General features: G+C 68.3%; 21 protein-coding genes. 8 read left to right on the plus strand and 13 right to left on the minus strand.

Annotated elements, in window-relative coordinates; genetic code table 11:
* Positions 1-4: 4 nt before the first annotated feature.
* The 4 genes from msrB to ACFYO1_RS07915 form a co-directional block, all read right to left on the minus strand.
* Positions 5-448, minus strand: a complete 444-nt coding sequence (gene msrB, locus ACFYO1_RS07900; RefSeq protein ID WP_387228242.1) for a peptide-methionine (R)-S-oxide reductase MsrB — start codon at positions 446-448, stop codon at positions 5-7.
* The gene (locus tag ACFYO1_RS07905; RefSeq protein WP_387228244.1) at positions 448-1,740 is read right to left on the minus strand and encodes a glycosyltransferase family 87 protein; all 1,293 of its coding nucleotides are present in this window, start codon (positions 1,738-1,740) and stop codon (positions 448-450) included. The genes msrB and ACFYO1_RS07905 overlap by 1 nt, the downstream gene beginning before the upstream one ends.
* Before the next feature lie 84 nt (positions 1,741-1,824).
* The gene (locus ACFYO1_RS07910; RefSeq protein ID WP_387228246.1) at positions 1,825-3,381 is read right to left on the minus strand and encodes an alpha/beta hydrolase; all 1,557 of its coding nucleotides are present in this window, start codon (positions 3,379-3,381) and stop codon (positions 1,825-1,827) included.
* Between the two features lie 32 nt (positions 3,382-3,413).
* Positions 3,414-4,175 carry a pyrimidine reductase family protein gene (locus ACFYO1_RS07915; protein WP_387231770.1) on the minus strand — a complete coding sequence of 254 codons (762 nt, stop codon included), beginning with the start codon at positions 4,173-4,175 and terminating at the stop codon, positions 3,414-3,416.
* 34 nt (positions 4,176-4,209) lie between these two features.
* Here ACFYO1_RS07915 and zapE point away from each other — a divergent pair, with 34 nt between their 5' ends.
* Together zapE and ACFYO1_RS07925 are read left to right on the plus strand one after the other, a co-directional pair.
* Complete coding sequence (gene zapE, locus ACFYO1_RS07920) at positions 4,210-5,226, plus strand: cell division protein ZapE (protein ID WP_387228248.1); 1,017 nt, start codon at positions 4,210-4,212, stop codon at positions 5,224-5,226.
* A 75-nt stretch (positions 5,227-5,301) separates the two neighbouring features.
* Entirely contained in the window at positions 5,302-6,090 is a 789-nt protein-coding gene (locus ACFYO1_RS07925) for a tyrosine-protein phosphatase (RefSeq protein ID WP_387228250.1), read from the plus strand.
* 1 nt (position 6,091) lies between these two features.
* On the opposite strand, the gene ACFYO1_RS07930 is transcribed toward ACFYO1_RS07925, so the two are convergent.
* The 3 genes from ACFYO1_RS07930 to ACFYO1_RS07940 are packed head-to-tail and all read right to left on the minus strand — an operon-like array spanning position 6,092 to position 8,335.
* Entirely contained in the window at positions 6,092-6,574 is a 483-nt protein-coding gene (locus ACFYO1_RS07930) for a GbsR/MarR family transcriptional regulator (RefSeq protein WP_387228252.1), read from the minus strand.
* A gap of 58 nt (positions 6,575-6,632) precedes the next feature.
* Positions 6,633-7,412, minus strand: a complete 780-nt coding sequence (locus ACFYO1_RS07935) for an ABC transporter permease subunit (RefSeq protein WP_387228254.1) — start codon at positions 7,410-7,412, stop codon at positions 6,633-6,635.
* A gap of 38 nt (positions 7,413-7,450) precedes the next feature.
* Entirely contained in the window at positions 7,451-8,335 is an 885-nt protein-coding gene (locus ACFYO1_RS07940) for an ABC transporter ATP-binding protein (RefSeq protein ID WP_387228257.1), read from the minus strand.
* A gap of 101 nt (positions 8,336-8,436) precedes the next feature.
* Between ACFYO1_RS07940 and ACFYO1_RS07945 the strand changes: the two genes are divergently transcribed.
* Entirely contained in the window at positions 8,437-9,189 is a 753-nt protein-coding gene (locus ACFYO1_RS07945) for an alpha/beta fold hydrolase (protein WP_387228259.1), read from the plus strand.
* A 1-nt stretch (position 9,190) separates the two neighbouring features.
* Here the strand turns inward: ACFYO1_RS07945 and ACFYO1_RS07950 are convergent, their stop codons facing one another.
* A complete protein-coding gene (locus ACFYO1_RS07950; RefSeq protein ID WP_387228261.1) occupies positions 9,191-9,730 on the minus strand; it encodes a GNAT family N-acetyltransferase in 540 nt (179 codons plus the stop codon).
* Positions 9,727-10,941 carry an MFS transporter gene (locus tag ACFYO1_RS07955; protein WP_387228263.1) on the minus strand — a complete coding sequence of 405 codons (1,215 nt, stop codon included), beginning with the start codon at positions 10,939-10,941 and terminating at the stop codon, positions 9,727-9,729. The genes ACFYO1_RS07950 and ACFYO1_RS07955 overlap by 4 nt, the downstream gene beginning before the upstream one ends.
* A gap of 262 nt (positions 10,942-11,203) precedes the next feature.
* Between ACFYO1_RS07955 and ACFYO1_RS07960 the strand changes: the two genes are divergently transcribed.
* The 3 genes from ACFYO1_RS07960 to ACFYO1_RS07970 all read left to right on the plus strand — a co-directional run bounded on the left by ACFYO1_RS07960 (position 11,204) and on the right by ACFYO1_RS07970 (position 15,179).
* Positions 11,204-12,484 (plus strand): cytochrome P450, encoded by a 1,281-nt coding sequence (locus ACFYO1_RS07960; protein ID WP_387228265.1) that lies wholly within the window; start codon positions 11,204-11,206, stop codon positions 12,482-12,484.
* 46 nt (positions 12,485-12,530) lie between these two features.
* Entirely contained in the window at positions 12,531-14,168 is a 1,638-nt protein-coding gene (locus ACFYO1_RS07965; RefSeq protein ID WP_387228267.1) for a flavin-containing monooxygenase, read from the plus strand.
* A gap of 111 nt (positions 14,169-14,279) precedes the next feature.
* Positions 14,280-15,179 (plus strand): LysR family transcriptional regulator, encoded by a 900-nt coding sequence (locus tag ACFYO1_RS07970; RefSeq protein WP_387231772.1) that lies wholly within the window; start codon positions 14,280-14,282, stop codon positions 15,177-15,179.
* 822 nt (positions 15,180-16,001) lie between these two features.
* Here the strand turns inward: ACFYO1_RS07970 and ACFYO1_RS07975 are convergent.
* Complete coding sequence (locus ACFYO1_RS07975) at positions 16,002-17,120, minus strand: hypothetical protein (protein ID WP_387228268.1); 1,119 nt, start codon at positions 17,118-17,120, stop codon at positions 16,002-16,004.
* A 539-nt stretch (positions 17,121-17,659) separates the two neighbouring features.
* On the opposite strand from ACFYO1_RS07975, the gene ACFYO1_RS07980 reads away from it, so the two are divergent.
* A complete protein-coding gene (locus ACFYO1_RS07980; RefSeq protein ID WP_387228270.1) occupies positions 17,660-18,607 on the plus strand; it encodes a hypothetical protein in 948 nt (315 codons plus the stop codon).
* Here the strand turns inward: ACFYO1_RS07980 and ACFYO1_RS07985 are convergent.
* The 3 genes from ACFYO1_RS07985 to ACFYO1_RS07995 all read right to left on the minus strand — a co-directional run bounded on the left by ACFYO1_RS07985 (position 18,573) and on the right by ACFYO1_RS07995 (position 21,385).
* Complete coding sequence (locus ACFYO1_RS07985; protein ID WP_387228272.1) at positions 18,573-19,802, minus strand: sigma factor-like helix-turn-helix DNA-binding protein; 1,230 nt, start codon at positions 19,800-19,802, stop codon at positions 18,573-18,575. The two genes, ACFYO1_RS07980 and ACFYO1_RS07985, sit on opposite strands and share 35 nt — an antisense overlap.
* A 95-nt stretch (positions 19,803-19,897) precedes the next feature.
* Positions 19,898-20,962, minus strand: coding sequence for a cobalamin-independent methionine synthase II family protein (locus ACFYO1_RS07990; protein WP_387228274.1), 1,065 nt, complete (start codon positions 20,960-20,962; stop codon positions 19,898-19,900).
* Between the two features lie 93 nt (positions 20,963-21,055).
* Positions 21,056-21,385, minus strand: a complete 330-nt coding sequence (locus ACFYO1_RS07995) for an ArsR/SmtB family transcription factor (RefSeq protein WP_387231774.1) — start codon at positions 21,383-21,385, stop codon at positions 21,056-21,058.
* A 90-nt stretch (positions 21,386-21,475) separates the two neighbouring features.
* Between ACFYO1_RS07995 and ACFYO1_RS08000 the strand changes: the two genes are divergently transcribed.
* Positions 21,476-22,246: a glucose 1-dehydrogenase gene (locus ACFYO1_RS08000; protein WP_387228276.1), complete on the plus strand. Its 771-nt coding sequence runs from the start codon at positions 21,476-21,478 to the stop codon at positions 22,244-22,246.
* Positions 22,247-22,417: the final 171 nt, after the last annotated feature.

A 22,417-nucleotide genomic window follows, 5' to 3' on the forward strand; every position in this document is an offset into this window, starting at 1 on the left:
GTTGTTAGCCGGCAGAACCCTCAGCAGGTTGCAACCGCAACGAGATGGAGTTGATGCAGTAGCGCTTGTCGGTGGGGGTGTTGTAGCCCTCGCCCTCGAAGACGTGGCCGAGGTGGCTGTGGCAGTTGGCGCACAGGACCTCGACGCGGTGCATGCCGAGGGTGTCGTCGGATTTGAGGATCACCGCGTCGGAGTCGGCCGGGTCGAAGAACGACGGCCAGCCGCAGTGGGAGTCGAATTTCTCGGTGCTGCGGAACAATTCGGCGCCGCAGGCCCGGCATGCGTAGACGCCCTCGGTCTTGGTGTCGGTGTATTCGCCGACGAAGGGACGTTCGGTCGCGGCCTCGCGCAGCACCGCGTACTCCTCGGGGTTCAGCTTGAGGCGCCACTCCTGGGGCGTCAGCTGGATCCGCGGCGCGGGCAGGGACGTATCGGCTTCGGAACTCATCACTCCACGCTAATAGGTTTCGCCCCCGCCGGCGCGGAACCGTTCGCCGAGCTGGGCGAATCCGCCGCGGCCGGGACCGGCTTGAACCAGGTCGGGTCGATGCCGTACTGGAGACGCCCTTCGCGCTTGGCGGCCAGGTACCGGTCGCCGAGGACGCAGAAGACGACGACCAGCAGCAGCCCCCAGCCGAAGGTGATGCGCAGGTACTCGACGTCGCGGCCGATGTGCTGCCAGCGATCCGAGAGCCACTTGTCATAGCTCATGAACCCGAACACCGCCAGCCAGGCCGGCCAGTTGCGCAACACCGAATTGCGCAGCACCACCGTCATCAGGAACGGGAACAGCATCATCGAGTAGTACATCTGGCCCAGCGAGGGCAGCAGGAACATCGCGGTGAGCAGCACGCCGGAGGAGGTGCAGACGAAGAACAGCTCGTCCTCGCGGTAGTAGCGCCACAGCAACCACAGCGAGATGGCGACCAGCACGCCCATGCCCAGCCGCATGAACCAGATCAGCCAGGGCGCCACCCCGTAGTACTCGCCGTTGCCCGCGATCGCGCTGTTGAAGTAGTCCCGCGTCTCGAACAGGTAGGGCGCGGTGTGGCTGAAGAACTTCTCCGGGTCTTTCGACAGTGGCCAGGCGATCGCGGTCAGCAGGATCGGCACGCCGAGGGCGGTGATGAACACCTTCCACTGCCCGCGCACCAGCGCGATCAGCAGCAGCGGCACCAGCGTCGGTTTCACCGCGATACTCAACCCGAGCGCCACGCCCGCCCAGAGGTCTCGGCGTTTGAGCAGCAGATGCAGGAACAGCAGTTCGGCCAGCAGGATGCACCCGTTGACGTTGGTGAAGACCAGCGTGTTGGTGACCGTCTCGGACATGAACATCGCGAACAGCAGCACCGGCGCGACCACCGAATTCACGGTGAACCGGAACAGCCGCAGCAGCAGGTACCAGGCCAGGATGATCGCGGCCGCGTTCAGCAGGATGAACAGCCAGCGGGCTTTTTCGTAGTCGTGCACCCACGCCACCGGCGCGATGAGCAGCGTGCCGCTGGGGTAGTAGAGGTAGTGCGGGTCGACCGAGTCGAAGTTGGCCGTGTAGACCGGTCGCCCGTTGAGAAAATCGAGCGAGGCCTGGTACACGGGCCGGAAGTCGTCGGTGATGAAACCATTGACAGCCTTGATGAAAACCCGGTTCAGCACGGTCATGACCGCGAAGGGCCAGAGTGCGAACTTGATCACCTCGGCGGTGGTGCGAGCAGTGCGGGGCTCGAGCTGTCGAAGTAACACTGGGGCACGGTACACCGGATCACGTTCTCGCGGTTGTCCGGACCTGTTCGACGCGCCGCTAGAAGCACTATTCGGACGGCCGGATCAGGCCGGGCAGACCGTCCCGTCGGCGGGCAGCTTCGCGTCCTTCAGATAGTCGACCACGGCGCGCTGCGCACACGTCGAATGCGTGGACACCGGATGCCCCCAGCCCTGCCAGGTGAGTCCGGCATGCCGCGCGCCCGCCGAGCCGAGCGCGCCGGCGACCGAGGCCTGCCCGGCATTGCCGACCACCGGATCGGCGATGCCGCCGAGCACCAGCACCGGAATGCCGAGCTTGTCCGGCATCGGCGGCGCGGTGGACACCGGCCAGGCCGCGCACTCCATCAGGCCGATCGCCGTGTTCTTGCCGAACACCGGGTACTTCGCGCCCCAGGTGCCCATCAGTTCCTTGGCCTTCGTCGGCGTGGGCGGCTGCTGAGTGTCGGTGCAGCGGTTGACGAATTGACCGTCGCCACCCACGGCCGCGGACTCGCGCTGGATCAGGTTGCCGAGCGCGCCGCGATCGCCGCGCCCGGCCGCCGACAGCGCGTCGGCCAGTTCACGAACCCGGTTGGCCTGGTCGGCCCGCGGACTGCCGAGGAACCCGGACACCGCGGTGAGTAGCGCGTTGGCCGAGATCTCGCCCAGCCCACCGGAACCGGCGCGGGTCACCAGTTCGGTGATCGCGGCGCGCGGATCCGGGCCGAGCGAGCAGTTGACCGCGGTGCAGCGCTGGGCGTACGCGGTGAGCGCCGCCTCCGCGCCCTCCAATTGCTGCTCGGCCCTGGTGATCGCGTCGGCGCCGACCGCCTCGGGGGAGTCGACGACGAGCCGGGCCAGGTGGTCGTTGTATTTGCGCGCGTAACTGAGCGCGACCTTCGCGCCGTTGCCCGAACCGAGCAGCGCGACGTGCTCGACCTGCCACTGCCTGCGCAGCTGTTCGATGTCGTCGGCGGCGTGCTGGGCGTCGAACGCGCCCTCGTAGGGCTGCAGGAAGTCGCGGCACGCGATGGTGCCGTCCTGGCTGAACCCGGTCATCGCCTCGACGGGATCGTTTGCGCCGGGACCGAATTGGGCGTTGTCGGCCAGACCCCTGCGCACCTCGGGCGGCAGGCAGTCGATCGGCTGCGAGCTGCCGATGCCGCGCCTGTCCACCGCGACGATCGGGCGCGCGGCCAGCAGCGCGCTCGCCGGTCCGGCGGCCAGCCCGGCGAGGGTGGCGGTGGAGGAGCGGTCGGTGCCGGAGGTGAGGATCATCGGCGCGGCGTCCGCGGGGGTCTGCGGCAGCCGGGCCCGCATCGCCGCGGCGCGGAAGTTGCCGAGCACGCCGCCGCTCGCGTCGATCGGCGTGGTGTATTCCGCGCAGTCGAGCACCAGGCCGGCGGGGGCCGGGCCGAGGCCGAGCAGATCCAGCGTCGGCGTCGTGCAGTCCTTCCACGCCAGATCCGTCTTCGGCAGTTCGGCGGCCGGCGGTGGGGCCGGAGCAACCGAGGTCGGGGCGATGCCGCCGGCCGGTTGGCGCTCGACGGCCACGCCGGGACGGTCGGAGGGGCCTGCCCCGCATCCGGCGATCATGATCGAGAGTGTCGCGGCCAGCACGACGGCCCGAGTCCAGCGCATGCGCTACAGCCTGCCAGGTTCGGGCGGTTGTTTCATGCACGGGCCCATCGGGTCAGCATCGTGCCGTCGTCGTCGAGCAAGATATGCGCGCGGGACATGGGGCGGTGGAACTCGTGCGCGGACAGCGAAATTCGCCGGGCCGTGCCGCCGACCAGCAGGGGTGCGGTGGTCAGGCACAGCTCGTCGACCGCGTCGGCGGCCAGCAGTTCGCCGAACAGGTGGGGTCCGCCCTCGCACAGCACGCGGAGCAAGCCGCGCTCGCCGAGCACGCGCAGCAGGGCCTTCGGGGTCACCGCGACGTCGCCCGCCTCGATCACGTCCGCGCCCGCGTCGGCCAGTTGCCGCTTGCGATCGGCGGGGGCGGTGGTCGTGGTGATAATCAACGGCGGGACCGTCGTGTCGGTGAGCAGCCGGGCGCTCAGGTCGATCGCCGCGCTCGCGGTGACCACGGCGATCGGCGGTGCGGCGCCGTCCGGATGCCCGCCGCGGCCGCGCTCGTGCAGCGCGCGCCGGTACTGCGGATCGGCCCGGGCGCCGCCGTAGTTCTCCGAGCGGACCGTGCCCGCGCCGACGAGCACCACATCGGCGAGTTCGCGCAGCATCAGGAACACGGCTTTGTCGGCGGGCGTGCCGAGGCCCGCGGACTGACCGTCGCTGGTCGCGCCGCCGTCGATGCTGGACACGAAATTCGCCCGGACGAACGGTTCGCGCAGTTCGGCCGGGTACGCGTACAACTCGGCCAGCTCGTCCGGCTTCAGGTCTGTGAGCTGGATCGCATTGTGGATACGCTGCATGAACGTAGATCTCACCACGTCATAGGCTCTGTCCATGCAAGAACGCCTCGTCGACCGCCACCCTGAGGTTCCGGCCGACCAGCTCGTCGCCCAGATGGTGCCCCCGCCGATGTTCGACGAGGTCAGCTTCGGCTCTTACATTCCCGACCCCAAGGAACCGAGCCAGGCGGCGGCGGTGCAGAAGGCGGAACAGTTCGCCGGCGAGGTCGCCAAGATCCATCAGGCGGTGAACAAGAAGAGCCTGTTCGGCAAGAAGAAGCAGGTGTCCGGGGCGGGGCTGTACCTGGACGGCGGGTTCGGCGTCGGCAAGACCCACCTGCTCGCCTCCATCTTCCACAGCGCGCCCGCGCCGAAGTCGTTCGGCACGTTCGGCGAGGTGACCAATCTCGTTGGTGCCCTTGGCTTCACCAACGCCGTGGAACGGTTGTCGGCGAACAGCGTGCTGTGCATCGACGAGTTCGAGCTCGACGATCCCGGCGACACCATGCTGGTCTCGCGGCTGCTGACCGAGCTGTCCGCGAAGGGCGTGTCGATCGCGGCGACGTCCAACACGCTGCCGGGTCAGTTGGGCGAAGGTCGTTTCGCCGCACAGGATTTCCTGCGCGAGATCAAGAAGCTCGGCTCGATCTTCGAGCCGGTGCGGGTGGACGGCCCGGACTACCGGCACCGCGATCTGCCGCCCGCGCCGGAGCCGGCCTCGTCGGCGGTGCTGACCGAACGGGCCGCTGCCACAACGGGTTCCACACTCGACGACTTCGACGCCTTGCTGAAGCACCTGAGCACCTTGCATCCGTCGAAGTTCGGCGCGCTGATCGCCGGGGTGTCGGCGGTGTTCATCGCGAACGTGCATCCGGTCACCGATCAGGCCGTGGCGTTGCGCGTGGTCGTGCTGGCCGACCGGCTCTACGACGCGAGCATCCCGGTCACCGTCTCCGGCGCCAAGCTGGACCAGATCTTCTCCCAGGAGATGCTCGACGGCGGGTACCGCAAGAAGTATCTGCGGGCGATCTCGCGCCTGCTCGCGCTGTCCCGGTTCGAGGTCCCCGCGTAAACCCCCCTGGTTTGAACCGCTGATGTTTCATTTGGTTTGCTGGGGTCTCGGGGGACCGATGATTGGAGCACTCGCATGACCCGCACGCTTCGCACCCCGATCGCGCTGGCCGCCGGGTTGGCCGTCGCCTTCGGGCCCGTGGCCGGCACCGCGCCGGCCGAGCCGCCGGCCGCCTCGGCGGTCGCGTTCGACCGTTCGCTGAACTTGCAGGGCGTGCAGAATGCTCGTGACCTCGGCGGATACCGGACCGGCACGGGCAAGACGGTCCGCACCGGGCTCGTCTACCGCACCGGCCAGTTGAACAACGCGACCCCCGCCGACCTCGCCGAACTGGCCGGCCGCCAGGTCCGCGTCGTCGACGATCTGCGCACGATCTACGAACGCGCGCTGGGCCCGGACAAGGTGCCCGCCGGCGCGACCGCGAACTGGGACGACGTCATCGGCCAGGCCCCGCCCGAGGTCATGGCCACCACCCTGACCGGCGGTGCCGGCCTCTACCGTGCGTTCATCACCGCCCCCGGCGCCAACCAGGCATTCGCCTCGGTGCTGCACGACATCATCGATTCCGATGGAGCGGTCCTGTTTCACTGCACCGCGGGCAAGGACCGCACCGGCTGGACCGCCGCCGTCCTGCTCACCCTGCTCGGCGTCGACCGCGACACGGTCGACCAGGATTACCTGCTGTCCAACCAGTACCGCAACGCCAATCCGAACGATCCGATCAACGGCGTCCAGCAGCCCTGGCTCGACGCCGCCTTCGACCAGGCGAACCAGACCTACGGCAGCTTCGACAACTACGTCCGCGACGGCCTGAAGCTCACCGACGCCGACCTCGCCGCCCTGCGGACCAAGCTGCTCGCCTGATTCAGCCGCGCTGCTCGGCGTACCAGCGGTCGATCAGGGCGGGGAGTTCCTTGCCCATCCAGACGAAGAATTCGTGCATCTCGCGGACGCGGGCGGCTTCGGGGGCTTCGGGGTCGTCGAAGAGGGCCAGGCCGCGGGAGGTCATGACGGTGAGGTCGTCGTACATGCCGCTTTGCTGGCGGGTGAGTTCGGGCAGGATGCCGGGACGGATGGAGTAGTAGTCCTTGCGGTCGCCCGGCTTGGAGATCTTGTCCACCCAGCGCATGGTGACGAGCGCCTTGAGCGCACTGGAGATGGAGCCCTTGGACGCTTGCAGCGCGTCGGCGATCTGGCCGAAGGTCTGTTCCGGCGGCTCGGCGACGAGCAGCCAGCCCGCGGCGCGGCCGGTCATCCGGACCAGGCCCATGCGTTCCAGGACCAGCGCGAAATCCTCCACGAAGGCCAGCTGTTCCGGGGTGGGGGCGATGTCGTCCGTGGAACTCATGGACCGAGTATCCCTTCAGTAGTAAGGATTACGGCAAACCGGGCGGAGGCCGTTTCCGTCACACCGCGAGATCGCGACGTTCGAACGCGCCCAGCGCGAGGCCGAAAGCCACGGCGGCGAGCACGATCAGGACGGCCAAATGCACGCCGTTCCACCCGTTCACCAGCGGCGAACTCCCGTTCGCGTAGTAGAACGGCGACAGCTTGCGCAACCACGCGCCGCCGTCGAACATGCCGCCGAGATTGTTCGCCAGATAGCCCGCCACCGCCACCAGCGACGCGAGTCCCAGTGTCAGCGAGCGCTTTCCGGTGATCGCGCCGAGCAGCAGCGTGATGGTGCCGACGGCCAGCACCAGCAGCCCGAGCCCGGTGCTCGCGGCCAGGATGTGCCCGGTGGGGACGTCCATCTTGCCCGCGTTCGTCCCGGCCAGCACGCTGAGCGTGAGCACGGCGGTGACCACCGCGGTCTGCACGGTGAGCGCGGCAAAACGCTGGGCCAGCAGGTTCGTTCGGCCGATCGGCTGGGCCAGCAGCAGATCCAGCATGCCGTTCTCCTCCTGGGTCACCGACCGGGTGGCGAACGTCACCGCGAAGATGAGCAGCAGCGACAGGCCCATCAGCGAGAAGATCGTCGAATTGAGATAGCCTGCGGCACTGGCGAAGTCGCTCAGGCCCATCGCCTCGTACATCCGGTTCTGCTTGATATCGAGCGACCCTTGCTCCTTGAGCGTCTGGTAGGACGGCAGATACATCAGCGGCACCACGGCCATGCCGATCGACCAGCCGATCAGGCCGCGCCGCTGTTCCTTCAGGGTCTGGGTGAAAACCGAGCGGGTCATGACGAGTTCTCCTGTGCGGATGAGTGATTCGAGTGCGGTCAGCGGCCGTAGAGGCTGAAGAAGATCTGTTCGAGGTCCGGCTCGGTCGAGAGCACGCTCACCAGCTGGTACTTGGCCGCGGTCTTGAACAGCTCGTCGACCTCGCCTTCGGTGGTGCAGCGCAACGTCTTTCCGTCCACCCGCAGGTCCCGCACGCCGGGCAGCCGGGTGAAGTCGTCGGGGAACACATCGGCGCCGAACACCAGCTCGACCGAGCGCGGTGACCGGCGGCGCAGATCGTCCACGTTCTCGGTGCCGAGCAGCTTCCCGGCGCGCATGATGACCGCGCGGTCGGCGGTCTGCTGCACCTCGCTGAGCACATGCGAGGACATGAACACGGTCTGCCCGTTGCCCTTGGCCTCGAGCACCAGATCCATGAACCGTTGCTGCAGTAGCGGATCCAGGCCGGAGGTGGGTTCGTCCAGGATCAGCAGTTCGGGCCGGTGCATGAACGCGGCGACGATGCCGACCTTCTGCTTGTTGCCCTTGGACATCGCGCCGACCTTCCGGGACAGGTCCAGGTCGAGCAGCTCGGCCAGCTCGTTGATCCGCCCGGCCGGCACGGTGCCGCGCTGATCGGCGAGAAAGCGCAACAGGTCTCGCGCGGTGTTGCGTCCTTCGATCGCCAATTCGCCTGGCAGATAACCGATCCGCTGGCGCAGCTCGGGCCCGCCGGCTCGCGGATCGACGCCGAGCACCTCGACGCGGCCCGCGGTGGGGCGGATCAGATCGAGCAGGATGCGGATGGTGGTGGACTTGCCCGCGCCATTGGGGCCGAGGAAGCCGAACACCTCACCCGGCCGCACCTCTAGGTCGAGGTCGGTGATCGCTACGTGCTTGCCGTAGTGCTTGGTCAGTCCTTCGGTGCGGATCGCGGCGGTCATAACGGCTCCTGAGTGCTGTTTGTTCTGCAAGGAACGATATGTTCAGTAAATACTGAACAAGCAGAACATGTCAATCCGCGGCCGCGCACTACGATCCGGTCATGACGAAGTTCAAGACGTGGGACGGCCTGGAACTCAACTATCGGGTGTGGGAGGGCGAGGGCGTTCCGGTCGTGCTGCAGCACGGCGTGGTCGCGGACACCAACGCGAACTGGATGAGCACCGGCGTGGTGGGCGCCCTACAGGCGGCCGGGCGCACCGTCGTTTCGCTCGACGCACGCGGGCACGGGCGTTCGGCCAAGCCGCACGACGCGGCGCGGTACTCGTGGGAGTTCATGGCGAAAGACGTGCGCGCGCTGTACGACGAGCTGGGCTTCGATCGGGTTGTGCAGGTGGGGTATTCGATGGGCGCGATCATCTCGCTGCTGGTCGCCGCGTCGGACGAACGGGTCGAGCGGCTGGTCGTCGGCGGGGTGGGTTCGGGCGTGCTGGACTGCGGCGGCGTCGATCGCCGGGTCGTCGAGCTGACCGACCTGCAGACCGCGATGAGTGACGACAACGAGGGCGCGCCCTCGACCGCGATGATGTTCCGGATTCTCGCGGACGCGGTGCACGCGGACCGGCAGGCGATTCAGGCGGTGGCGACCGGGCTCGATTCCCGGCCGATCAGCGGCCTGTCCGAGGTGACGGTGCCCGCGCTGGTGCTGGCCGGCGACAACGATCCCTTCGCCGCCGAGCCCGAGCGGCTCGCCGACGCGCTGCCCGACGGAACGCTGCACGTGGTGCCCGGCGATCACCTGATGGCCGTGATCGCGCCTAGTTTCCACAGCGCGCTGGTGGACTTCGTCAAGTGAGCTAGAAAACCAACCGCATCAGGTAGTCGTCGTGCTGTCGGCTACCGACGGTGTTCGTCTTGGTGCCGACCGTGCTGAACCCGTGTTTGCGGTAGAACCGCACAGCCCGCGAGTTCTCCTGGTTGACCCCCAGCCACACTCCGGCAAACGCGCTCTCGCGAGCACGTTCCAGGCAGGCGTGCATCAACGCGGTCGACACTCCGGTGCCGTGGTGCCCTGGCACCACATACATCTTGTTGATCTCCACCACCGGCCGCAGCGCCACCGCCTCGGTCACGGCCGGATCCGCCGGGTCGCCCTCGATGAGCATCGCGTAGCCGACGATCTCGTCGCCCGCAACGGCTTTGAGTACGGTCGTGGCCGGGTCGCTCAGGTATTCGCCGAACCGTTCCCCGGATAACGCCTCGGTGATGAAGATGTCGATGTCGTCGGCGGTCGCCTCCGGCGGGCAGGCGAGCGGAAAGGTCGCCGCCGCAACGTCACTGAGTTCTTCGGCGTCCCATAGACCGGCCCGGTCGACGGTGACTGGGATGTTGCTCATGAATCCAGTAGAGCATGACCACCGGGAGAGATGGGATGTTTGTCCGCATCGGGCCGGGTGTGGAACACCCGCGCCAACCCGATCAGCGCCGCCGCGAACAGCAGCGGGATGACGAAGCCGATCCGGTGCCCGAAGCCCGCCGCGACCGCGCCGACTACTCCGCCACCGACCAGAGTGCCCGCGTAGTTGAACAGATTCAGCCGGGCGATGAGCGCGTCCAGCCCGCGCCCACTGGTCAGCTGCCCGGCCTCGCTGAAGCACAGCGGCGCGATCACCGGCATGCCGATGCCCGCGATCAGGAAGCCGACGATCGCCACGATCGGTCCGGGCGCGGCGATCACGATCGCCAGGCCGGTCACGCCGATCGCCGCGGCTGTTCGCACCACGCGCCGCGGCCTGAACCGTCGCACGAACAGATCACCGGTCAGTCGTGCGACGAGCGACGTGCCCTGGTACGCGGCCAGGGCGAGCGCCGCGGTCGCCGAACTGGCCAGCAGGTCGTCGGTCAGATACAGCGCGGACCAGTTGCCGACGGCCAGGTCGATCGCGAACACCAACGCCATCGCGATGCCGAACACCAGATACGCCCGGAACGCGACCGGCGGCGGTTCCACGACCTCTTCGGCCGGACCGGCCTCGGCCTCCTGCGGTCCCAGCAGCCGCGGCCCGAGGATCAGTCCGATGACCAGCACGATTCCCGCCGCCCCGAGCAACGACTCGCGCAGCGTCACATCCAGCGCCTCGCACCCCGACACGTACAGCGCGCCGATGATCGATCCCGCACTCCACGCCGCGTAAAACGACGCCAGCACGAATTTCCCGTACCCGTGCTGAATGAACACCGCCTGCATATTGGTGCTCGCGTCGACGATGCCGACCGCGATCCCATAACAACTGAGCCCGGTCATCAGCACCGCCGTATTCGGCGCGAACGCCACCGCGGTCCCGGTGATCGCGATCAGCGACAGCCCGATCCGCACCGTCACCCGGCTCGACCAGCGCAACGCCAACCGCTCCGCGGCCACACTCCCGCCGCCGGCCAGCAACGACACCAGCACCACCGACCCGACGATCAACCCGTCGGACAGCCCGAACTTGTCCTTCTGCTGCGGCAACTGGGTCAGCACCACGGCGAAGAAGAACCCCTGCAGCCCGAACGCGAACGAGTTCGCGATCCGGGCGCCCCGCAGGACAGGCGCGATCGAACTCATCTGCGCAGGGTAGCGGGGTGCACAAGGTCGCGCGCGCCGAATCAACCAGGCGCACGCACCTCTGGGCGCGCCGCAGACCTCCTGATTTCCCGCACACGGAATTGCATGCGAATCCGTGTGCGGGAAATCAGCAGGTGTGCGGTGGCGATCGGTGATCGCGATCGGGCGGACGGGGGTGGCGACGTTCCCGGTGCGCGGGTCGGGGCGCGTGTCACCATCGAAGGGGCGCAACGATACTCGCGAAACGGGGAGGCCGGCGTAGATGAGACAGCTGCCAGCGGAGTTCTTCAGCACGCCGTATCGGTTTTACCGGGAGCTGCGTTCGGCGGGGCCGGTGCACCGGATCGGCCTGCCCAACGGGGTGCGCGCCTGGCTGGTCGTCGATTACGACGCCGCCAAAGAGGTGCTGCGCCACCCCGATATCCGTAAGGATCCGAATACCGCAGCGGGCGCCGAGGCCCGGCATGCCGCCTCGGGTGACAGCGGGGTCACCTCGGCCAATCGGCGATCGAGCTACCACCTGCTCAACGCCGATCCGCCGCGGCACGCGCGGCTGCGCAAACTGGTCGCCCCGGCGTTCGCCCCGGCCAGGATGGCGGCGCTCGAGTCGCGGGTGGTGTCCATCGCGGACGAACTCCTCGATCGGATCGCCGCCGCGGGCGCCGCCCGGGTGGACCTGTTGGAGGAGTACGCCTTTCCGTTGCCCATCACCGTGATCTGCGAGCTGCTCGGCGTGCCCGTCGAGGACCGCGAGCAGTTCCGCGATTGGTCCACCGCCGTGGTCGATGTCTCGATGTCGGAGCCGGGGGCCATGCGCGCCGCGACCGACGCCCTCGTGGAGTACTTCGACCGGCTGGTGGCCCTGCGCCGCACGCGTGGTCTCGGCGACGACCTGATCTCGCACATGCTCACCGCCTCCGAGGACGGCGATCGGCTCAGCCGCGACGAACTGATCTCGATGGCGTTCCTGATCCTGGTCGCCGGGCACGAGACGACGGTCAACCTGATCGGCAACACCGTGCTCACCCTGCTGACCGACCCGCCGCGCTACCGCGCGCTGGCCGAGGACCCGGACTCCGTCACACCGTTGATCGAGGAGGTGCTGCGCCACAACGGCCCGGTGAACATCGCGACCCTGCGCTACACCGGCGCCCCGATCACCCTCGGCGGCACCGAGATCCCCGCGGGCGAACTCGTGCTGGTCGCCCTCGGCTCGGCCAATCGTGACGAACGTCATTTCACCGAGCCCACGGCCTTCGATCCGGGCCGCCCGGCCAACCACATCGCCTTCGGCCACGGCATCCACTACTGCCTCGGCGCCGGCCTGGCCCGGCTGGAGGCCCGCATCGCCCTGACCCGCCTGGTCGCGCGCTTCCCCGGCCTGCGCCTGGCCGTCGACATGGACGAACTGCGCTGGCGCGAGAGCATCCTGATCCGCGGGCTGCTCGAACTGCCGGTCGATCCGGGCGCCGGGCCGGCGCGTCCGCCCGGTGCCCCGGTGGCCTCGACCGGCACCCATGTGCTGAATCGAATCGCCGATTAGGGCAACCGACTTTGCTGTGGCCCGCAAGCGACGTAATCTCCTGCGCATGACGAGCGGAAACCGCATCGCGATCGTTGGTGCGGGTATCGCAGGTCTTGCCTGCGCGAAAGTGCTGATCCAGAAGGGTTTTCCGGTCGAGATCTTCGACCGTTCGCCCGATGTCGGTGGCGTGTGGAGTGCGACCCGCAGGTACCCGGGGCTGCGAACCCAGAATTCCAAGAACACCTATCACTTCTCCGACTTCCCGATGCCCTCGGATTACCCGAAGGTGCTCGACGGCGAACAGATGCAGGCGTATCTGGCCGCCTACGCCGACCACTTCGGCCTGCGCGAACACCTGCGGCTCAACACCGAGGTCGTCGCCGCGGATCCGGTGGACAGCGGCTGGCTGCTGGAGATTCGTGATCCGGGCGGTATCCATCGCACGTCCTGCGATCACCTGGTCATCGCCAACGGAGTGTTCAGCGAACCCGCGATCCCGGACTTCCGCGGCATCGAGCTGTTCCGCGCCGCGGGCGGACAGATGGGACACGTGTCGGAGTTCCTGGATGTCGAGGCGGTGCGCGGCAAGTCCGTCGTCGTCGTCGGCTACGGCAAGTCCGCCTGCGACATCGCCGAGGCGGTGAGCGACGTCGCGGGTTCGACCACCGTGGTGGCGCGCCGCCTGCTGTGGAAGATGCCGCGCAAGCTGGCTAAGGTCCTCGACTACGAGCGCCTGATGCTGACCCGCTTCGGGGAGGCGCACTTCCACCACATGGAACCGGGCCGGATGGACCGCTTCCTGGACGGCCCCGGAAGTTCGTTCCGGATCAGCAATCTCGACCTGATCCAGGAACTGGCCACCAAGCACATGAACCTGCGCGAGCTCGGCCTGGTGCCGGAGGGCCGGTTCGAGCAGATCGCCGAGAGCACGGTCAGCCTCGCCACCGAGAACTTCTACGAGCAGGTCGCGAACGGCCGGATCGTGGTGCAACGCGACACCACCATCACCGAGATGCGCGGCGGTGGCGGCCAGCAGCCGGCCGTGCAGCTGGCCAACGGCGAGGTCATACCGGCCGACATCGTCGTCTGCGCCACCGGGTTCCAGCAGCGGGTGCCGTTCCTGACCCCGTACGTGCAGCGCAGGCTCACCGACGAGCACGGCAACTTCCGCCTGCACCGGCAGATCCTGCCGCTCGACGTGCCGAATCTGACCTTCGCCGGCTACAACTCGTCGGTGATCAGCACGCTCAACGCCGAGGTCGGCGCGCACTGGACCGCCGCGCTGCTGGCCGGTCAAATCGATCTGCCGCCGCGCGAGGAGACGGCCGAGCAGATCGACGCCCGGTTGCGCTGGACCGACGAGCGCACCCGCGGTCACCACGCGCACGGCACCGTGATCACGCCCTTCTCCATCCGCAACATCGACGACATGCTGGCGGACTTGAAGTTCCGGCTGCCGCTGCGCACCCGGGTGGCCCAATGGTTCCGCACCGTTCGCCCGGAGTCCTACCGCGGGCTCGCCACCAAGCACGAGTCCGCCGACCCCGCGCCGCCGGCGCACCCGGTGACCCAGCACGCCGATGTCGCCGCGCCCGGCCCGAGCCTCGGCGCACCCAGGCAGCCGGACCTCGGCGTGCCCCCGTCGCACGACCTGAGCACCGGCATGCCGGGCGACCTGCTGCACGGTTCGCAAGGCAAATAAGCGAATTGACCGATAGACGCAGCCCACAGTACCGGGACTCGCCGGTGGATGATCACCAGCGAAATGCTGGCTAACTCCACTTCCGCTGGAGATAATCCAGAGGTGGAGACGCTGGACATGAATCTGCTGGTGGCATTGGACGCGCTACTGGAGACGAACAGCGTCACCCGGGCCGCCGAACGGCTGCACACCTCGGCGCCGGCCATGAGCCGGACGCTGGCCAAGCTGCGCGAGGCCCTGGACGACCCGCTGCTGGTGCGGGCAGGCCGCAATCTGGTGCCGACGCCGCGCGCGCTGGAATTGCGTTACGAGGTCGGCACTCTGGTGGAGCAGGGGCGTGCGCTGCTGACGCCGCGGGGAGCGATCGATCCCGGTGCGCTCAAGCGGAACTTCGCGGTGCAGGCGGGGGACATGGTGCTCACCGAGCTGGCCGGGCCGCTGCTGGCCGCGGTGCGCTCCGAGGCACCCGGAGTGACGTTGCGCTTCCTGCCCGACACCCTCGAAGGCACAGCCGCCCTGCGGGACGGACGCGTCGACATCGAGATCGGCGTGCTCGATCACGGCGATCCGGAGACGACCGTGCGGCGCGTGCTCGGCGATCGGATGATCGGTATCGCCGCGGCCGATCATCCACTGGTCACCGAACGGGTAACGGTCGCCCGATTCGCGGCCGCCGCACACCTGAGCATTTCGCGGAATGGACACGCACGCGGGCCGATCGACGACCGCCTCGCGCTGCACGGTCGCACCCGCCGCGTGGTCGCCACGGTGCCGAACCTGACCACCGCGTTGTTCGCGGTACACGGCAGCGACCTGATCTGCCCGGCCCCCGCCCTACTGACCCGCTCGGCGCTACCCGCACTCGGCCTGTGCGCCTTCGAGATCCCCCTCCCGCTACCCGAGGTCGCGATCGGCCTGGCCTGGCACCCGCGCAACACCGCCGACAGCGGCCATCGCTGGCTACGCGAACTGATCGCGACGATCCTGAGCCGACCGGCGGACTCCGAGTAGGAGCTGGACACAGAACGCTTCGATGCCGCGCCCCGGCCTGGCAGGTGTGCAGGGGTCTACCCGCTGACGCGCTCGAGCGGCTGGGCGCGTGGCGTTTCGGGTGCCGCGCTGGCGTATTGCCGTGCGTGCGTCGGTCGGCGGACCCTGCTCGACCGATTGGGCGCGTGATCGTGCAGCGGCTGGGTGTCGCGCTGGCCTATCGTCGGTGCGTGGGACGACAGGCGGACCCTGCACGAATGGGTGGACGCGTTGCTGCGCGGCGTTTCGGGCGCCGAGTCCGCCTTTGGTTGCAAGTCCTCGTATCCAGGGCGGGTTGATTGGCTGCCCTGCGCGTGCGGATGTGCTCGTTGCCGCGTGGCGTTCGGTTGTCGCGTCCGCGTTTTCGTTGCCAAGTCCGCGTGTGCGGGGCGGGGTCGATCGGCTGACTTTGCGCGACCGCTGTGCTCGTTGCCGCGGCGTTTCGGGCTCCGAGTCCGCGTGTTGGTTGCAAGTCCGCGTGTCCGGGGAGGGGTTGATTGGCTGCCCCGCGCGAGCAGCTGTGCTCGTTGCCGCACGGCGTTCGGTTGCCGAGTCCGCGTATCGGCGGGGTGCGTGGTCGATCGGCTGGGCGCGTGATCGTGCGGCGTTTGGGTGTCGCGCCGCGTATTGGCCGTTGTGCGGCTCGATCGGCTGACGTTGCGCGAGCGGCTGGGCGCGGCGTCTCGAGTGTCGCGTCCGTGGGTTGCCGTTGTGTGGGTTTGATCCGCTGACCTTGCTCGACTGGCTAGGCCTGTTGCCTCATGGCATTTCGATGCCGCGCGTATTGCCGGTGTGTCGATCGGTTTACTTCGGCGGGCTGGACAGCCGGTAGTCGCGTGGGGTCTCGGTGCTGCGCTCGGGGGCGTAGTTGGTCGAGTTCAGGTCTGTCGCGGGCGGTCCGAAGACGTCGGAGCGGCCGAGGGGGGCCGCCGCGGTCTTCTTCAGCTCGTCGAGCATGGCCTGCAACTTGTCGACGTGGGTGTTGTCGACCGGGATCAGGTCCTCGTCGGCGCGGTGGGCCCCGGTGAGCGAGCTGCCGTTGGTTTCCGGTTTCGCGCCGTTCGTCGCGCGGCTGTACTCGGCGCTGTCCGGCGCCGAGGGAATCATGCTCTCGTACGAATTCTCGTGCGGGCTGGTGAAGTTCTGGTACGAGGACGCGACCGGTTCGCGCGGCGCGGTGAAGCTCGACTGCCGGACCGGTAGCGGTTCCCTGGGTGTCGGTGCGGTGAAGTTCGTCGACTGGGCCGGGCTCGGCTCGCGCGGGGTCGGTGCGGTGAAGTTCGGCGCGGGCGTCGGCGTCGGCTCGTACGGCACCGGCTCACGCGGGGTGCTGAAGCTGCGCTGCGGCACCGAGTTCGCCTCGTGCGCGGCGGAATCGCGGCCCGGCGCGGCGTCGCGCGGGGTGGAGTCGTAGCGCCGGGAGACGCTCTCCCTGGTCGCCGCGGCATTCTCCCTGGCCGTCGTGGTGGTGTCGCGGGCGGGCTGAACCAGGTCGTGCGAGCTGCCGACGCTCTCCCTGGCGGTGGGAGTGGTCGTGGCGGAGGCGGTTTCGCGCTGGACGACCTGTTCGGCGGGCACCGAGTTACGGCGGGCGGCGGCACGCGGCAGTGGCCGCTCGGCGGTTTCCGGCGCGGCGTGCGACGCGGCCGCGGCAGGCGCCGGTGCCGCACCGGATTCGACCTGCTCCAGCCGCCCGTCGATGCCCGAAATGTCCTGCCCGGCACGGAAAGCCCACGCCTCGAGCTTGGCCAGTCGCGCCTCGATGCTGTGGTCAGCCGGGACGATGCTGGCGGCGCTGACGGTGTCCACACCGTCGACCCGGGCCGCCACGGCGTCCAGTTTGTCGCTGACCTCACGGAGAACCGCCGCGATGCTCGACAGCATCGCGCCGATCGACTCGCCGGTCTCTTGACCGTGCTCCATCCAGTACCCACTTCCCCGTATCGGCCCAGCTCGCGCCGGGCCGGACGATTCTATCCGCCCAGTTGGAAATACGCGGTCTCCGAAACCGGCGCTGTACCGGCCTCCTTGGATCTGATCGAAGCAGCGTAGGCGGGCCGTCCCGTACCGATGCAGGCGAGGTCGGCACGATCCCGTTTGTCCGGAACAGATCTGCTTACGAATCGGCACCCAACCGAGGCGCACCCCGTCGTAGCCTAAACGTTATCGCGCTCCGGTGGCGCGCCGAGCAGCGTGCGACAGCGCACATGAGCGCGTGGCGCGGCGACGTCGCAGGATGGCGGCTACTGTCAATCCACCGACATATACGTGTCGTCGAGGCCGCCTGTCGCGGCGAATTTCCTTGTGGCGCAGCCTACACCAGGCGTTCAGCCGGAAATCTGACACTGTGGCGCACCCGGGCGCGGGGTAAAGGGGACTGGCGAGGTCGGCGCGCGTGGCGCACTCTTGATCTATGGCGTAGGTCGCCAGACCTGCGGTGGTTTGGGCAGGGGAGTGGTGGCGTGAGAACGAAGCAGCGGGCGGAGATCGCCTGCGGTCGTCAGGCGATGCTCGCCGAGCTGGGTATAGCGGACGCCGCGGGCAGGGCCCGCAGGCGCTCCGGCGGATACGGCTGCAAGTGTCCGGAATGTGACGCGGCGCAATGGGATATGCGGCGGCTGAAGTACTGGGTGTGCGGCCGGCTGCTGGCGAACGGCGCCGACGTGGCCGAGGTGGATCGGCGGGTGGACGGGCTGCCGGTCGACATCTACTGGCGCAAGGGTGAGCGCGAGTTCGTCATCGAGGTGCGCAGCGGCGCGCTGGAACGTTCGCTCGCGCAGGAACATACGGATCGGCTGCGCAAGGCAGGCATCGAGGACGTGCTGTGGCTGTGCCCGCCCGGCCACTGGGTCGATCACCTGCACGCGCTCGGCGTCGCCGATTTCGCCCCGCCCGCTTGCGATTACCAGACGGTGACCGGCGTGCTGGACACCGAGCACAGCGCGGTCGCGTCGCCGCGCAAGCGGCCGCTGGAGCTGCGTGACTTCATCGCCGGCTGGGTCACCGGCGACATCGTCTGGGGATATCGTGATGTGACGACAGGAGGTTGGGCCACCGTGGCCGACTGGGAGCACCACACGAAAACGCAGGCGATGATCATCGCCCGGCAGCGTCAGGAGCTGGTCAACCAGCGCACGACGCTGGCCCTGTCCCGGAAAACGGTGCGGGACAAGCAGAAACACCTGATGAAGCTGACCGCCCGGCTGGAGCGCGCGGAGCAGGAGGCGCAGGAGCGAGCCGATTCGCTCGCGCAGGCGCGCCGCAAGATCGACGACCACAGCCGGGTCGACACCTCACTGCGCAACACGATCAAACATCTGCAGCAGACCATCAATCACTGGCAGCTGGTGACCTGCTGCGCGATGATGCTGATCGTCACGTTCCTCGCGGGCGCGATGGTGGTGCGCTGAGCCGGAACGGACCACGGTCCCAACGCCACTCGTGACGCAGGACCAGGGCGATGAAGTCGAGCAGTTCGAGGCCGGTTTCGTCGCGGACCTGCCGGATCGCGGCCCAGGGCGCCGGCCCGTGCTCGACCAGTTCGGTCAGTTTCGCCTCGCTGTTCGCGTCGGCCTTGCGGGCGAGGAGATCGGGGAGGCCGAGCAGGCTACCGGTCCAGATGAGCCAGCCCCAGCCCTTGCCGTGTGCGTACGCGCGGCCCGCGGCGGCTTTGACCCGATTGACGTGGAAGGCAACGTGTCCGAGCGGTTGGACATCGATCAGCACGACCCGGCCGTCGGTCAGCCGGGCGGCGATGCTCGGGTAGGCGAGGTGTTCGGTGCCGTCCAGGTCGTAGCCGACGGCGGCCGGTTGTTCCTGGAACGAGTCGACGAGATCGCTCGCGTTGAGGATCCACAGCAGGCGCGCTTCCAGCCCGGAGTCGAACGGGACGTCACGGCCGACCTTGTCGAGGTAGAAGTGCCCGCGTCCGTCGTCGTCGCTGTCGACCGTGCGGGCGGAGCTGAGGGGTAGCGCGTCCGGGGCGCCCGATCCGGGCCAATCGACCTGCCCCAGCCAAGGATTCAGCTGGCTGGTCGCGCGCGGTTCGGCGTCGCGCAGCTTGGCCAGCCGCCGGTTCGTCTTCTTCTGCCAGGCGGCGATCCGTTGTGTGACGAAGCCCGCGACGCGTTTCGCGTCCTCGGCGGCATGGCCGGCCAGCCGCAACTTCAAGTACGACAACTCGTTTGCCGCGATGTCGGTGTCGGTCGCGTAGGTCTCCACCAGCAACGTCCGGACCAACTGCTGGTCGCGCGCGCCGATCGGATAGCGCTCGGCGAACGCACTCGCCGCCCGGTGCCCGCTGAGCTGGGCGTTGCGAATCAGCTGGCTCACGGCCTTGGTGTGCAGCTGCCGGATCCGGTCGCGGGACAGGTCGTAGCGCGCGCCTATCTTGGCCAGCGTCTCCGGTTGCTCGCCGGTGACGCCGAGCCGGTAGGACAGGATCTCCCCGTCCTTGGCCTTACGGTCGGCCTGCAGCGCGATCAGCTCGGCCAGCAGCTCGTTGACCTCCTCGAGCCCGAACGAGATATCGTCCTGCAGATCGAGTAGTTCGGGGTCGGTCCCGTCCGCCGCGGCGGGTGCTTCGACCTCCCGGCTAACCGTCACGCTGCGACCCCCTGGCTCGGTTTCCTGTGCGGCTCAGCCTAATGCCGACCACCGACATTTCCGCCGCACCGACCGCGTCCAGGGGGTCGCCCGGGTCAGACGCCCAACTGCTCGGCGGCCAGCCTGGTGCCTTCGAGTCGCGCCTTGATCTTGGCGAACGCGGTCTCCCGCGAGGTCGACGTGTCGTCGGCGAACGGGGAGAACCCGCAGTCGTCGCAGGTGCCCAGCCGGTCGACCGGCAGGTGCCTGGCCGCGGCCAGCACCCGATCGCGCACCTCTTCCGGCGTCTCGACCCGCGGATCGATCGGGTCGATGACGCCGACGAAGACGCGCGCGTCCGTGGGCAGGTACTCGGCGATGACCGCGAGCACCTTCTCCGGGTCCGGCTCGCTGGCCAGCTGGACGTAGAAGTTGCCCGCCTTCAGCTGCAACATCTTCGGCAGCAGCCCGGTGTAGTCGACATCGAGGCTGTGCGTGGAGTCCTGATCCCCGCCGGGGCAGGTGTGCACCCCGATCTTGGCCCGCTCCTCGGCCGAGAAACGTTCCAGCACCTGGTTGTTCAGCTCGATGAACTGGTCGAGCACGCCGCCGCTCGGATCGAGCTTCAGCGACAACCTGCCCTCGGTGAAGTCGAGCTGCACGCTCTGCGCGCCCGCGTCCAGACAACTGCGAATGTCGGCCTCGGCCTCGTTGATCAGATCCGCGAGGAAGGCTTCGCGCGGATAGCCGTCGATGGGCTCGCTCGGGTACAGCAGGCTCATCGCCGACGGCGCGATCACCGCCTGCTTCACCGGCACGGTCGCCAGCGCCTGCGCCGCCCGCAGGTAATCGACCGCGTGTGCTTGATACCGGAACGGCCCGCCGGTCAGCACCGGTAACTGCCGCTGATGTCCGTCGGCGAACGGGATCACCGCGCCGGCGGGTGCCAGCTGACTCGACCCGGCGATCGGATACGTGACAAAACTGGGTTTGCTCTGCTCGCCGTCAGTGACGACCGGCGACCCGGTCTCCTCTAACCGGCGAATGGTGTCACTGACAGCCTGTTGCTGCACCTCGGCGAACGCGGCGTCATCGATCTCGCCTGCGCCGTGGGCCGCCATCGCGGCTTGCAGCTCTGGGGGACGGGGAATGCTACCGATCAGCTCTGTGGGGATGGTCACACCGGTGAGTGTAAGTGAATAATTCCAAGTGCAAATATGAAATCAGCTGCGCCGGTGCGATATTCACGTGATTACCGCTTTTTCCGGGTTTGTTCAGGCTTTGGCGGGGACCGGTTCCCCGGCTTCGCTGCGGGCCGCGGCGATCAGGGAGTCGAGCAAGCCGGGGAACCGGGCGTCGAGGTCCTCGCGGCGCAGCGATTGGAGTGTCTCGCGGCCGGAGACACGCTGCCAGATGATCCCGGCGTCGCGCAGCACGCGGTAGTGGTGGGTCAGGTTCGACTTGGGCACGCCGTCCACGATCGAGCCGCAGGTGTGCTCACACCCGTCGGCCAGGACGCGAACGATGCACAGCCGCAGCGGGTTTCCCACCGCGGCGAGCACGTTCGCCAGCTGGATCTGCGCCCGCTCGGGGTGTGCCGTCATCACAGCGACCAGAATAGCGCGACTGTTGACAAACAGTCGAACTGTACGTAAGTCTTTGAACAGTTCAACTGTCTTGAAAGGTCGCCCCAGATGCGTGCTAGCAGTTCCCGATTCGACGACAAGATCGCCCTCATCACCGGCGGCACCAGCGGGATGGGCTTGGCCACCGCGCGTCGCCTGCTCGCCGAGGGGGGACGGGTGGTCATCACGGGGCGGGACAAGGCCCGCCTCGATGCCGCGGTCGAGGAATTGGACGGCGGGGACCGAGTGCTCGCCGTGGCCGGGGACGCCGCGAAGCTCGCGGATCTCGACGCGCTGGCGACGGCGATCAAGGAGCGGTTCGGCCGGCTGGACGTGGTGTTCGCCAACGCGGGTGTCGGCGCGTTCCAGCAGCTCGACGAGGTGACCGAGGACGAGTTCTACCGGGTGATCGACATCAACTTCAAGGCGGCGTTCTTCACGATTCAGAAGACATTGCCGCTGCTGGCCGAGCAGGGGGCGATCGTGATCAACGCGTCGTTCGCGCTGCATCGGGGGAGCCCCGGTGCGGCGCTCTACTCCGCGAGCAAGGCGGCCGTGCAGAATCTGGCGCGCACGTTGGCGGCCGAGCTGGCGCCCAGGCGAATTCGGGTCAACTCGGTGAGCCCGGGGTACACCGCGACTCCGGCGTTCGAGGCGGAGGCCTCGGCGGAGATCCAGGCGGCCGCGGTCGCCACCGTGGCCGCGGGGCGGATCGGTACGTCCGAGGAGGTCGCTGCCGCGGTCGCGTTCCTCGCCTCGGACGAGGGTGCGTACATCAACGGACAAGACCTGCTCATCGATGGAGGGCTGGTTTCTGCCACTCCGGCCGCCATGATCTAGCCCCGAACCTCGGCCTGATTCGCCCCCTTGCCTTCGACCTACGTCGGCAGGGGGGCGTTCTGCTGCGCGGAATCGTTCGCCGCCTCGGCGTCATCGCGCGCACTCCCTTTCGGATACGCAGTCTCTTCAGGGCCCGGTAGCGCGGCGGATCCCGATAGGGAGTGCGGCTGT

It is taken from the genome of Nocardia sp. NPDC006044 (assembly GCF_042871115.1).
Classification (GTDB): domain Bacteria; phylum Actinomycetota; class Actinomycetes; order Mycobacteriales; family Mycobacteriaceae; genus Nocardia.